Genomic DNA, 12,271 nt, shown 5'->3' with positions numbered 1-12,271 from the left:
GCTTATTTGCCAAGAGACATTTTTACAGAAGTGATCACTTCTGCAATCGGGTTACGCTTTTTCTTGATCACTCGACCTAGTACCTGCCCTGTTAGCTCCAGCAACTTGCTAGAGAAGCGGCCGTTAAGTTCGGTAAAGCGTTTACCTGACAGCAGTACGGTAGGAATGGTTTTCTCATACGCCACTTCTACATCCACTTTGCGTTTTAGCTGCTGTTCAATCTCTTTGGCATAGAGCACGCCGTCACGATAGGTGCGGTGCTGGTTAAGTACCACAATTGAACGCGGTGTTTTTAAGCTGTTGCGAGCTGCAACATCTAAGTTATGCATAATGCGTTTTGCTGATCGAACCGAAGAGACGGTGGAATCAGTCACCACCACCACTGAGTCATAGTTTTCACAAAACGCCATGTAGTCGAGTGGGAACTCGCGCGAGCATGAGAAATCTTCAACCACTAAGTTGTAGCGACGAAGCAGCAAAGAAACCATGGCATCGGTCTGTTTGTTACACTCATCGATTGGCGCTTTAAGGCCATCTACCGCCAGTAGTGCAACGTTATCGCACACTTTTTGCAGCAAGCTTTGGGCTGAGTCTTCATCCAGTTGCGTGATTTGCACCGAAGACTTATTTAGATCGAGCTTATCGAAGGCATCAATCCCGAGTAACACATCAAGGTTAGAATCGCTGTAGTTATGATCCACCAGCATCACTTTTGCGTGAGTCTCTTTTTGTAAGAAACTCGCCAGTTCACAGGCGATCAATGAGCAGCCAACGCCACCTTTTGCGCCAACTACCGCAATACGTTTCGCTTTACGCTCTTTACCTAGACCTTTACCACCGTGGTGGTTTTTCACTACATGGCGCAAGAAATCACTCAGTTCTGCTTTGACCACCGGCCAAAACACGTAGTAAAAGCCCATTTCTTTAAGCGAACGGATAGTCGAGATCGCATCTTCTTTGCCAATCACTACCACTGAGGCCGTGTTTGGAATTTGAGGAGCAAGTTCGGTGATCTTAGCGATCACATCATCACAATCGGTCAGTTCGATTAACACCAAATCTAAGCGAACAATATTCTTAGCGAAGAAATCTTCCCAGACGGATGGTTTCATCTCCATTAAATCTGGCGTTCCTAACGAATCGAAACTGAATACTTCGCTCACCAGATCTCGACAATGGCCTGATTGGTGGAATAAAACTGAATTTAAACCTTCCTTAGTTTCTGACAGTGCCTCCGTGGCTTTCAACGCTTCTGTTAAATCTAACATCGGTTAGTCCTCTAGAATGGAAAGCTCAGACACCACAGGCTTTAACGTAGAAGGTGTCGCTAATGATTTGTTACGCGCGCGGTCGACAAAACAACCGTCTTGCATCGACCAAGTGTTGTAAGCCCCTAACGCTTCACACGGTGGCATGATCACTTGAGTGCGTTCAGAGCGGATAACAAGATCGCTGGTTGCTCGGGCTTTTAGTTCGGTTTTGTATTCGATCCATGGGGCGTACTCTCCCAAAGCCTGTTTGAGCTTGGCTTGGAGTTGTTGGCCCTGCTTAGTATTCGCAGTAACGTAGATCTTTTCAGCGTGGCTGTGCATTTGTGCCACAATGAACTCGGCCGCTTTCTTATCTAGCTTCTTTTTCTCTGTCGATTTTTGAGATTTGTAGCCAAGCTTGAGTTCAGTGGTCACAGGAACCAATACGGCTTCAGTGCCTGTAACAGGTTGATTAGTACAACCTGTTACACTAAGCAGCACACTTAAGATAACCACTGAGGATTTTGTCCATGCATTAATCATTTTTTAAAGCCTCCGTGGTTAAGTAAGTCATACGTCACTTGATACTTTGGTGTCTCTGAAAGACCAAACAGGCGCTTAAACGTGCTGGTTGGCTGCATGCTCGGTAGCTGAATCTCGGAAGCGTGCTGTGGCTTAACACGATTTACCGTGGCGACGATGATAAGCTCGCGTTTCTCACGTTTAGTTGCCGAGTTTCGGAACAGAGCACCCAATACCGGGATATCGCCAGCACCTGGGATTTTGGAAAGGCCTTCAACCTCTTCAGAGCTCATCAAGCCACCGATAACAAAGCTTTCACCATCTTTAAGCTCAAGCGTAGTCTCTGCTTTACGGGTACGAATTGCAGGCATGAAATTGTTGTCACCAGAATAGGTTTTATCGACTGAGCTCACTTCTGGTTTAAGTTTCAGACGGATACGGCCGCTCTCTAGAGTTTTTGCCGCAAACGCAAGTTTGATACCGTATTCTTTGTAGCTCACAGAAGAGCCATTGGAGCTAGAGGTCACGACTGGTAACTCACCACCCACAAGGAAGTTTGCTGACTCTCCAGAGATCACTGACAGGTTTGGTTCAGCAAGAAGTTGGCCTAAAGAGTTATCGCCGATCGCAGTGATCATGGTGCTTAATTGCTTAGCGGTAAAATCTTCAAGAATGAATTGACCTGCACCATCCGTACCCCATTTGAAGCCAAGCTCTTCGTTAAGCGTACGGCTCACTTCTGCGATGGAAAGCTTAACGTTAATCTGATCGGCCGTTGCCACTTTTAGCTTATCCACTAGACCATCAAATTCGTATTTTTTAGTGAAGTGTGCTTTTACGCTGCCACCTCCGCCTGAGTTGTTGGATCTGCCGCTATTACCTGAACCGCCACTCGTTTTGATCTCTTTCTTCGGTAGTTTAAGTAGCTCACCAATGAGTTTGATCACTTCTTGGTGCTGAGTCTGGTTGATTATCTCGCCTTGAACCAATACTTGCTCATCCACCGCATCAACCTTTACTTTTAGATCTGGGTAATGAAGCTTTAGCTGGCGATTCACTAGACTGACATCACGAACAACAATCACTTTACGGTTGAGCAGTTCACGATTGTCTTTATCAAACACCATGACACGGGTTTCACCACGTTCTTTACCAAAGATCACAAACTTATTGCTATCAAGTATTTGGTAGTCAGCAATATCGGGTGCTGAGACAAAGATGGTGCCAATCTCTTGCTGGGTTGTGATACTGGTAGCATCACCTTCAGCAAGCGTCATATTTGCAGCGGACAAAGGTGCTGCGACAAGTGCCATCAAAAGTGGCAAAAAGTTGAGCATTTTTTTCATTGAGAACACCTTATCCGCGGCGAGAGCCGCGCAGTTCAACAATTCCCTGATAACCTGGCAGAATATCCTTAGTCTGCGCTTGTGGAAGTTGGGTCTGATTGCGAGATTTGTATATCTCAAGCGCTGATAAACGTCTTGCCAGCGTCATACGACTGATAAAGTCGTGAGGGATCTCTAGTACCAAGGTGACTAAGGTTGAAGTTTCATCAACGCTATAGTGACTAAGCTCTTGGTCGTCATAAGTTTTACCTTGTACTGCTAGCACACGCACTCGGTTTAGAAGAGGTTTTACGTCAACATTTGCAGCTCGTGGAGATTCTAAGCTGTCACGTTGCGCCATGTTTTGTTGTAACGAGGTCAATGACAAAATATCAATGTAGTCTCCAGCTTTAACGCCTGCCGCTACGATATGTCGGCTCGCCATCGCCAATGGGTAAGGCACCATTCCGGGCTTAATGATGGTTTCAACGTAATCTGGGTCTTCCGGTGTAATCAGGTCATCCGCCGTCAAGACTTCTCCAGCACGGATACCATGACGAAAGACCGCACCTTTGCTATATGGCAGGTCTAGCAGTGCGTAACCCACTTCGCTTTCTAGGCGCATTTGGGCATCTAACTGCTCTGGGTCGAAGTTATCGCCTTTGCGAATGCTTTGGTTGGCAACCCAAATACGCAGCTTAGTCTCTTGAGGCTCGACCTGAGTGATGTTGTCCGCTTCAGGCTTGGTCGCAAAAACTTCATTAAAGATGCCATAAACACCAACAGCCAGCGCTAAGATGGCAAAAAGATGGGTAATTCGTTGTCTCATATGCGTGCTGGGTCCAGAACTAGAGCAATAATGTTGAATGTGCTGACGCTTGCGATAGCAATGCCGTAAGGCACGCCACGCTCTTTTAACTCTTTATAACCTGCGGTTAAATATGCCCAACCAAACTGCACCATGACAACAACTCCACCAACCAATAGAAAACCAATCAGGTTGTCTAATGCCAGCGAGAAATTAAAACAAAGCGAGTAGCCCATGAGCAATTTAATATCTCCCGCTCCAAACACCTTGAAGCGAAATAAAAACAGACCAACAACAAAAGTAATTAAAGCAAGCGTTAAACCTTGCCAGATCGTTGAATAATCAAGCAACAGCGCCAAAATAAAACAGACTGCAAAGTTAAGACCAACCAACTGATTGCTGATGCGTCTTTCTTTCCAGTCTGAAATGCAAATATTGACCGCTATTGCGGTCAATATTGATATTAAAATCAAGCTCATTAATTACGCTGATTTCAATGAGTTAGAAATTTTTGTAAAAGCACTGTTGATAGCACCAACTAGGCCTGAACCGGTGCCTTTAGTACTACCGATTGCAACTGCTAAGCCCGCAGCCATAGCTACACCAATTACTGCGTATTCGATCGCTGTTACACCGTCTTCGTTTTTGATGAAATCTTTGATTAGGTTTTTCATGTTTTTTCTCTTATCTCGAGTGGATTAGCAACGCAAAAAGTGAAAAGGACAAATCATTTGTTGCGTCGTTTACGTTGGGTGCCATTGTATAGATTCGATATCGTATGACAACCTTGAAAGGCGTCAATTTTACAGTCCTGACAAAGTTCTGACACTGTTAACAAAATCAAGACGTTAGATGTTTAACTCTAGACTTTAGTCCTTATAAAACTGATAGTTAGAAAGAGCTCGGTTTTATCGAAATGAATACAGACCCTTAGCGAATAGCCAAGGTTTAATGAGAAACATAGCCTGTAAGATCGAAGACGCCCACTCAGTAGCGGGCGCTTGGCAATCTAAGGCTAACGGTTGAAGTTATGGCCTATATCATCAGTGATCAGACTAAGTATCCTGTCTTTTAGCTTATCCATATCATACACAGGGTGAATATTTTCACGCCCGAAACATTTATTATAGGCTTTGTTACTTGGGTTAAATCCAATACCAACAACAAACATCTTAAAGTTATAGTCTGCTCCATAAGCAGGGTGTGTTAGTTTATGTCGAATTTCGTCACACATACCTGCATTTACCAGTCTTTGGAAAGTGTCTACATTTTCAGCACCATCAGACAAGACAATAATATATCGATTCTTTTGTTTCGCCCCATAAAACTGGTGTGGGGCTGCTAATAGTCCTTGGTACATATCTGTACCACCACCTGCTGACATTTTGTCTACAGGTTTCAATAAGCTATTTTCTAAATCATTTTTGTCCGAATAAGTTTTTCGCTCAATATTGTAGAATTTAGGAGCCTTATTCTTGCTACTCCACCCTGTACAATAAGTCCCGAACTTGGGCTTGCCATCAGAGAATTTTCCACCATAAGGCATTGGCAAGCCAAACATTGGCTTATCTTTAATCGTGATTTCTCTAGCGCTTCTTTTTATATCGACATGGTCATCAAAATCGACTCGAACGCTCTTATCCCAACCCCAGTCATCCTTTCCATAAATATAGTCATAGCTCATGTAAGAAACCGGATAGTCGGCTCTTAGTACATTCATGTACTTCCACCACTCTTCACTCCATTCGCTATTAGCATAATGACCAGATCGCCCTTTTAACCAATTAACATAGTATTCTGCCATTCCTTCTTGGCGGTGGTTAAACTTATAAGACTTGTAGATTTCTTTACGGGAAGTGTTGCTCCAAGTATCACTATTCTTTTTCCCACGCATTAACTCACTAAACCTAGGTAGGTTTCGGATAGTTTCTGCGTCACTCCCTTTTTTTGCTAAAAGAGGAGAGGCGCAGTAATAGCTATCATCTCGTTTAATAACAATTCGCTTTGAGAAAGGAATGAAGCCAAAGGTAGAATTATCGTTGACTCCATAAAGTGTTTCACTTACATATCTAATTGCTTCTTGCAGTGCTTTTATTTTCACTTTTCCTTTAGAACGGCCATTCATCGACCCAGAAAAGTCGGCTACAAAAACTACGTCGGCCGGCTCGTGTCCCCCTTTGATTCTTCCTGAAACACCTTTGTTAGCCACCTTAACTTGACTGTCAAAACTAGCCCAACTCGAAAAATTGAACCAAGAGTTGTGCTTAGTAACGGCATCAATATCGTAACGGAAATATTCCAGCTTATATGGTGTCACTAGGTAGTTTTTGCCAATCAACTTCGATACGTCTTTACGTTTAATACTTCTAAGATCGATATCAACTTCATCATTGATGTAATGATGAATCCATGTTTTTGCGACTTGATTTGCGCTGTATTTAACACCACTCGGTGCAACATTGGCTTTGAAATCTTGCATAACACGGTCATTAGAACCCACAGCAATCGCCGCCGCTTCAAGCGCATCACCTAGTCTTGCTTTTTTGCCAATGTACCTTGAACCTTCAATAGCTAAGGCGCCGAGCGACATAATGGCTCCAATCAAGAAAATAAACCAAATCGCCGCAGCGCCCTGTTGCTTCGATACAAACTTCATAAATTAGCGCCCCATGAAAGTTGACTGAGCTTTAATCACTCGTTCATCGTTATCAATGTCTTTACCAATGACTCTTTCAAACCATGCAGGTATCTTTTGACAAACGGTCACTTGATACACAGGTGCAAACTCCCCTGTTTTCTCTAACGCTACATCGAATTTTTGATTCAATTTACCTTGAGATTCACACGTAAACCCATGACGTTGGCTTTGGTTAATACGCTGTGTTTTTCCGATACGGTAATCTACGTTGATGGCTACACGTTCTGGAGAAGTATTAAGTAATCTGGCAGCGATTTTATGCAGTTGAGCAACTTGCTTGCCATCAACAGGTTGTTTCTGCTGATAGAACAGAGTTCTTTCTTTTAATACACTGACCAAGGAATAAGAAACTCTTTCAAGCTGGCTTTTTCTAATCTGTTGATAACCCAAATCAAAACAGAAATATAAACAGGCTGACATGCCAATCAGAACAAATGCCATTTCAATTGAGAAAACCCCACGGTTCTTATTTATTTGCATGGGTGTGCCTCTCGAACTCATCAATGATCAGAACGCTTCGTTTTATCAATACAGATGACCACTTAGCTTTAAAAAATATTGGTTGGTAGGTGTAATTCACTTCAAACAATGAAAAACCGTTATCCTGCCAATTCTTACGATCTTTGGCAGCCCTTGAGTTCGTTGGACGGTCTCGCTCTAAATCAGTGAGTGTCTTGTAGTGTTTTGCTGTTACTGCAAAGTCATTTTTTGCAGTCATCACTTCCCAAAGTTTGCCACCGTTGTTCAACAGAAAACTATAAAACCAAACCTGATACTCATCACCTTTGAATGATTTGATCATCTGGCACTGCTTTAAATCAGTAGGTGACAGATCGTGGTCTTCACACACAAAAAGATCGGACTTATACAAATCGAAATCAGGATTGCTATCAAGCTGAACCCTTGCATCTCGGGCTGCTTCGGCGGTGGTATAGTCAAGCACTGCGCAGATGTAAGTAAGTCGGCAGGTTTCAAAAATCAGCATGGTGAACATAAACAACACCAGAAACCCAAGCGCAAATTCGATGGCAAACACCCCGGTTTGCTTTTTCTTCAATAGATATTTCATAACTGACCTTTACGGCTGTTGAGGTTGAGTTAGGCAGTTGTAACCCACCCAAAACTGAGGTCGATGACTATAGTCAGGCTCAACCATCGGGTAATTTTCGATACGCAGTGCAACTCGATAACTCACAGCGCCAATCACTCCGATCATCAATGCCACTATCAACGCATTCTTTTTTGGTGAAATGGAGCCCATGTTCACTTTGGTCTTACCCTGTATGCGCAAAGACCAAAATGTGCCTAACACCAATGCACCAATCATCTGGCTAAGAGGGGTGATCATCAGTCCAGTAAAAAAGCTATAGATAACCGCCGTTACCAAAGCCCCCGCCAGCACACGCGTTACCCGATGTGGAGTGGAGAATAAGGCTTTTACTAAGACTCCGATTAAAGCGAGATAGGCTAGCAATGCTACGACACCCCATTGGTAGAGCACGGTTAAAAAAGAGTTGTGTGTTCCTGCAAATTGCCCGCCATCACATGCGTACTGGTCAGAGCCCCAACCGTACCAACGCGTGTTGTGCAAGATCTCAAGCCAATTGGTGATTCGCGAAGAAGATGTCGTTCTTACTTGAGGAAGGAAGTCTGAGCTGGAACTCAATAACAGCTTAGGTAACGGATCGATCAAACAGTATTTAAACGCATATCCAACAACTGCGCACTGCCACAATAGTTGAAACCACAACTTTCGATTGGCTTTGTCAGCTATTGCCATAATGAAGAAGCCGCATACTATAGATAACAGTGCACCTCTGGCATCGGTAGCAAAAGCCGTCGCAAACAGAATAACCAAGGCAAGCCGTGTAACAAAAACACTACGCTGACGCCTTATTGCAACCACAGCAAAATAACCCACAGGGATCGCAACCCACGCTTGTAAATGATTCAAAAACCTAGGGTTGGCAAAGCTGAGCTGAGTAAAAATGGTGATCGGCTTATCGAACATCACGGCCAGCCACATCATGGTAGCAACACTGAAAAACAGTAGGATATTAACCAGCGCCAACAAGCGAAATAGGCGCAATTTATTGTTAGCTAACCAGCCCCCTAAAGCGCAGCTGACGAATAACAGTCCCAATAAATAAAAATGCTGCAAGTAACCTGCGACAATCTGTTCACTTAAAGAATTAGCGACCAGCATGCAAACACACAAAGTCAGCAGAGCGAGTGTCGTGACTCGGTTCAAACGCGTCAAATTGTGGATGCATTGACTTCTGATAGTACGGTTGAAAATGACCAGCATGCTTGTCAAACAAATAAATGCACATACAAAGATGCGCTTGCTGTCAAAAAGCACAAAAGTATTTATTTGGCCACGAAACACATTAAAGCTAAACAAGATCAGCGCAACGCTAACTAGGCTAAATAACGCCCCCTGCCAATCTACTCCCTTGGCGTTTAACGACAAAGGTTCGCGATAGTTTGTATAGGTAGAGTTTCGTAGGGAATTCATAAATTCGAGCTATAATTGACTTTAGTTCGAAATCGTACATAAAAGTATTACATTGAACAAGATCACACCAAATGTCAGCACCACATCTGACAATTATTTGACATTGAATATAGTCACTATTTTGTCAATAACTGCTTGATTACTTTATGGCAAAGCTCAAATCGCTATCTATACTCTAAAAAATGCACTGGCTTGCGAGTTCGCTATCTGTATAGCTATCTATTCGAAGTAACATAGGTGGAAAATGAATACAAAACGCTTAATTAGAGTATTAGCTCTATCTATTTTTCTACTATTTGGCCTGAACAGCGTATTTGCCACAGCTCATGCTAAAAAGTCTTTAGTTATCAAGGGGAATGTAGGTAGTGAAGTTGAAGTTTCGCTTGAGCAAATAAAGCGACTTGATCAAGTCGTTATTGACACCAATACACCATGGACTCAAGGCATGGTTCGTTTTCAAGGGCCGCTACTAAAAGACGTATTGGCTTTGGCACAGCCTAAAGGGGATTGGTTGATGCTTAGGGCTCTCGACCAGTACCAAGCCAGTGCCAGTTACTCAAAAATCATCGATTATCAGCCGATTGTTGCTTGGAAAATGGATGGAAAAGAGATGTCGGTGCGCAAACGTGGCCCTTACTGGATAATGTTCCCGATAGACGAATATGAGGAACTTAAAGCGCATATTTTTAATGACTACATGGTTTGGCAACTCTATGAAATCGAGGTCATGACCAAGGAGCCTTAGGTGATGAAAAAGTATGCTTGGGCTCGAATTATTATCATGACTTTAGCAGCAATCGTCATTATCGTTTGCAGCTCAATTAGCATTGACCTCATCAAACGCTCTTCTAAGCTAGTCGAAGAGAATGGGTTTTTTAGTGGTCGTGGAGCCGTGCAGCTGTTGCTTATGCACCAGTTGTTCTCCTTTACAGCAACCCGATACCTAGAAGGCAAGGTCAGTTATGATGAGTTGGTACAGGCTTATGACCTCTCTTGGTCCGCCTTCGACATCTTGTTAGATGGTGCAGGTTACGAAGAGCTGCTTGAGAACAAAAAAAATGAACTCGCTCTACGACAAGTCTTTGCCAACTTTGAGTCGATAGATCCAACACTTGGTCGCTTTAACGCAGAAAACTACGCTCAATACGTAGCCAATAAGCCCAATGCTAATGAGGTGCTCAATGTTATTTATAATGACGAGTTTCAGAGGATAGCCAATTACAATTATCAACGAGACGAGCAACTTTCTCACTCTATTGAGCTTATGTCTTATGCACTGGCTACAGCGCTTTGCATCTCATTGCTATTACTCATTAGCGGCATTCGCAATCAAACTAAGTTACACCGTTTCAGTCTTATTGATTCGCAAACTAAGCTGGCGAATCGTAACTCGATCAGATCCTATCTAGATAAAAAAATCGAAATGGGAGAACCCTTCGCTTTGATTTACCTAGAACTGGACGGGTTTGACGCATTGCGACTGAAACACGGCCACCCACTGTTTATCAAAGAACTCAATAAAGCCATTATGCAAACAGAACAGGCGACACCCCGAGCCAACGTTAAGATGTTTGCTCACATCGAGGCCAATCAGATTGCAATGGTGACGCAAAACACCCCCGATAATACTGAGTTGGCGAATGAGCTAATTGAGTTAATGTCAGTACGTGTTGTGGTCAGAGGGCACCGCTACCCAATACGGGCTTTTTGCGGCATCGTTATGGGAGCGGAGAACGCTCGCAGCAGCGACAAAATACTCGATGCAGGATATCAAGCCCTACAACAAACCAAGCAAGGTGGGCATAAACCCTATACGGTAATTCGACTTGAACGAATGGTTTAATCCGAACCAAACAAATCACGTGTGTAAACCTTATCCTTCACGTCCAACAGCTCATCAACCATTCGATTTGAGATAATGACATCAGACTGGTGCTTAAAAGAGTCTAGGTCTTTGACAACCAAAGAGTTGAAAAACTCAGGCTGATCCAACACTGGCTCGTAAACTATCACTTCGATCCCCCGACCTTTGAGGCGTTTCATGATGCCCTGAATACTGGAGGCTCTGAAATTGTCCGACCCCGCTTTCATGATAAGTCGATAAACGCCAACCACTTTTGGGGATTTAGCCAAAATGCACTGCGCAATATAGTCTTTGCGGGTACGGTTTGCTGCCACAATCGCCTTGATAAGGTTATTAGGCACATCTTGATAATTAGCCAACAGCTGTTTGGTATCTTTGGGTAGACAATATCCCCCATAACCAAAGGATGGGTTGTTGTAGTGATCACCGATTCGTGGATCTAGCCCTACCCCTTGGATTATCTGCTTTGAGCTAAGTCCATGTGTCTCGGCAAAAGAGTCCAACTCATTGAAATAGGCAACACGCATCGCCAAATAGGTGTTCGCAAACAGCTTAACCGCTTCTGCTTCGGTAGAATCGGTTAAGAGGACAGGCACCTCATCGGCGCTATCTACTTTGGTACCTTTTAGCAAGAGTTGAGCAAACCTTGTCGCTCGTGCGCTGCTTTCACCAATTATGATTCTCGAAGGGTAGAGATTGTCATAAAGGGCCCTACCCTCTCGCAAAAACTCAGGCGAGAACAACACATTGGTATAACCATGTTGTTGGCACAATCGCTTTGTAAAACCAACAGGAACGGTAGATTTAATCACTATGGTGGTATTAGGGTTGATTTGGTTTACTTCTCGGATCACAAGCTCTACAGAGCTGGTATCAAAATGATTGGTCACCGGATCGTAATCCGTTGGGGTTGCCACCACCACATAGTCTGCCCCTTGGTAGGCGTGGTATTTATCCATCGTGGCTTCAAACTGAAGTCGGTCTGATTTTAAAAACGACTCTATCTCCATATCTCTTATTGGAGAAAGGCGGTCATTGAGCATTTGCACTCGATCTAATGCAATATCAAGCGCTACCACTTGGCTATGTTGGGCAAGTAACATTGCGTTTGATAGCCCAACGTATCCGGTCCCTACTACTGCAATTTTCATATCATCCCTTGCTATCTACACTGACGTTGACGCTAAAACCAATCTAGAAACCGGATATGAAGATTATTTAAACCTTGGGTGAAGTTTGGATGAAGCAAAAAGCCCAATACTGTTTCCACAATATTGGGCTTACCT

General features: G+C 43.5%; 13 protein-coding genes. 2 read left to right on the top strand and 11 right to left on the bottom strand.

What is annotated here, in order from left to right; genetic code table 11:
• Window positions 1–2 precede the first annotated feature (2 nt).
• The 10 genes from J4N39_RS16340 to J4N39_RS16295 form a co-directional block, all read right to left on the bottom strand.
• Window positions 3–1,268, bottom strand: coding sequence for a CpaE/TadZ family protein (locus J4N39_RS16340; protein ID WP_252025885.1), 1,266 nt, complete (start codon window positions 1,266–1,268; stop codon window positions 3–5).
• Window positions 1,269–1,271: 3 nt separating this feature from the next.
• Window positions 1,272–1,793: a hypothetical protein gene (locus tag J4N39_RS16335; RefSeq protein WP_252025883.1), complete on the bottom strand. Its 522-nt coding sequence runs from the start codon at window positions 1,791–1,793 to the stop codon at window positions 1,272–1,274.
• Complete coding sequence (locus J4N39_RS16330) at window positions 1,790–3,118, bottom strand: type II and III secretion system protein family protein (protein ID WP_252025881.1); 1,329 nt, start codon at window positions 3,116–3,118, stop codon at window positions 1,790–1,792. The genes J4N39_RS16335 and J4N39_RS16330 overlap by 4 nt, the downstream gene beginning before the upstream one ends.
• A gap of 10 nt (window positions 3,119–3,128) precedes the next feature.
• A complete protein-coding gene (gene cpaB / locus J4N39_RS16325) occupies window positions 3,129–3,926 on the bottom strand; it encodes a Flp pilus assembly protein CpaB (protein WP_252025879.1) in 798 nt (265 codons plus the stop codon).
• Window positions 3,923–4,384, bottom strand: a complete 462-nt coding sequence (locus J4N39_RS16320; protein WP_252025877.1) for an A24 family peptidase — start codon at window positions 4,382–4,384, stop codon at window positions 3,923–3,925. Before J4N39_RS16320 ends, cpaB begins: the two co-directional genes overlap by 4 nt.
• Window positions 4,385–4,387: 3 nt before the next feature.
• Window positions 4,388–4,579: a Flp family type IVb pilin gene (locus tag J4N39_RS16315; RefSeq protein WP_252025875.1), complete on the bottom strand. Its 192-nt coding sequence runs from the start codon at window positions 4,577–4,579 to the stop codon at window positions 4,388–4,390.
• A gap of 341 nt (window positions 4,580–4,920) precedes the next feature.
• Window positions 4,921–6,561 (bottom strand): pilus assembly protein TadG-related protein, encoded by a 1,641-nt coding sequence (locus J4N39_RS16310; RefSeq protein WP_252025873.1) that lies wholly within the window; start codon window positions 6,559–6,561, stop codon window positions 4,921–4,923.
• Between the two features lie 3 nt (window positions 6,562–6,564).
• Complete coding sequence (gene tadF / locus J4N39_RS16305) at window positions 6,565–7,083, bottom strand: tight adherence pilus pseudopilin TadF (protein WP_252025871.1); 519 nt, start codon at window positions 7,081–7,083, stop codon at window positions 6,565–6,567.
• Window positions 7,070–7,672, bottom strand: a complete 603-nt coding sequence (locus J4N39_RS16300; RefSeq protein ID WP_252025869.1) for a TadE/TadG family type IV pilus assembly protein — start codon at window positions 7,670–7,672, stop codon at window positions 7,070–7,072. The genes tadF and J4N39_RS16300 overlap by 14 nt, the downstream gene beginning before the upstream one ends.
• Before the next feature lie 9 nt (window positions 7,673–7,681).
• Window positions 7,682–8,863, bottom strand: coding sequence for an O-antigen ligase family protein (locus J4N39_RS16295; protein WP_252025867.1), 1,182 nt, complete (start codon window positions 8,861–8,863; stop codon window positions 7,682–7,684).
• Window positions 8,864–9,365: 502 nt separating this feature from the next.
• Between J4N39_RS16295 and J4N39_RS16290 the strand changes: the two genes are divergently transcribed.
• The gene (locus J4N39_RS16290) at window positions 9,366–9,866 is read left to right on the top strand and encodes a putative pterin-binding protein (RefSeq protein ID WP_252025865.1); all 501 of its coding nucleotides are present in this window, start codon (window positions 9,366–9,368) and stop codon (window positions 9,864–9,866) included.
• Between the two features lie 3 nt (window positions 9,867–9,869).
• Window positions 9,870–10,964 carry a GGDEF domain-containing protein gene (locus J4N39_RS16285; RefSeq protein ID WP_252025863.1) on the top strand — a complete coding sequence of 365 codons (1,095 nt, stop codon included), beginning with the start codon at window positions 9,870–9,872 and terminating at the stop codon, window positions 10,962–10,964.
• Here the strand turns inward: J4N39_RS16285 and J4N39_RS16280 are convergent.
• A complete protein-coding gene (locus tag J4N39_RS16280) occupies window positions 10,961–12,136 on the bottom strand; it encodes a nucleotide sugar dehydrogenase (protein WP_252025861.1) in 1,176 nt (391 codons plus the stop codon). The genes J4N39_RS16285 and J4N39_RS16280 overlap by 4 nt on opposite strands.
• Between the last annotated feature and the right edge of the window lie 135 nt (window positions 12,137–12,271).

This window comes from Vibrio sp. SCSIO 43136, assembly GCF_023716565.1.
Taxonomy (GTDB): domain Bacteria; phylum Pseudomonadota; class Gammaproteobacteria; order Enterobacterales; family Vibrionaceae; genus Vibrio.
The sequence above is the reverse complement of the archived record's forward strand: the minus strand, read 5'-3'. Positions and strand labels throughout refer to the sequence as shown.

Bases quoted from the DNA above. Each gene is read 5' to 3' on its own strand.
- J4N39_RS16335 (WP_252025883.1), bottom strand. From the start codon at position 1,793: ATGATTAATGCATGGACAAAATCCTCAGTGGTTATCTTAAGTGTGCTG.
- J4N39_RS16315 (WP_252025875.1), bottom strand. From the start codon at position 4,579: ATGAAAAACCTAATCAAAGATTTCATCAAAAACGAAGACGGTGTAACA.
- J4N39_RS16330 (WP_252025881.1), bottom strand. From the start codon at position 3,118: ATGAAAAAAATGCTCAACTTTTTGCCACTTTTGATGGCACTTGTCGCA.
- J4N39_RS16300 (WP_252025869.1), bottom strand. From the start codon at position 7,672: ATGAAATATCTATTGAAGAAAAAGCAAACCGGGGTGTTTGCCATCGAA.
- J4N39_RS16290 (WP_252025865.1), top strand. From the start codon at position 9,366: ATGAATACAAAACGCTTAATTAGAGTATTAGCTCTATCTATTTTTCTA.
- J4N39_RS16285 (WP_252025863.1), top strand. From the start codon at position 9,870: ATGAAAAAGTATGCTTGGGCTCGAATTATTATCATGACTTTAGCAGCA.
- J4N39_RS16320 (WP_252025877.1), bottom strand. From the start codon at position 4,384: ATGAGCTTGATTTTAATATCAATATTGACCGCAATAGCGGTCAATATT.
- J4N39_RS16310 (WP_252025873.1), bottom strand. From the start codon at position 6,561: ATGAAGTTTGTATCGAAGCAACAGGGCGCTGCGGCGATTTGGTTTATT.
- tadF (WP_252025871.1), bottom strand. From the start codon at position 7,083: ATGCAAATAAATAAGAACCGTGGGGTTTTCTCAATTGAAATGGCATTT.
- J4N39_RS16280 (WP_252025861.1), bottom strand. From the start codon at position 12,136: ATGAAAATTGCAGTAGTAGGGACCGGATACGTTGGGCTATCAAACGCA.
- cpaB (WP_252025879.1), bottom strand. From the start codon at position 3,926: ATGAGACAACGAATTACCCATCTTTTTGCCATCTTAGCGCTGGCTGTT.
- J4N39_RS16340 (WP_252025885.1), bottom strand. From the start codon at position 1,268: ATGTTAGATTTAACAGAAGCGTTGAAAGCCACGGAGGCACTGTCAGAA.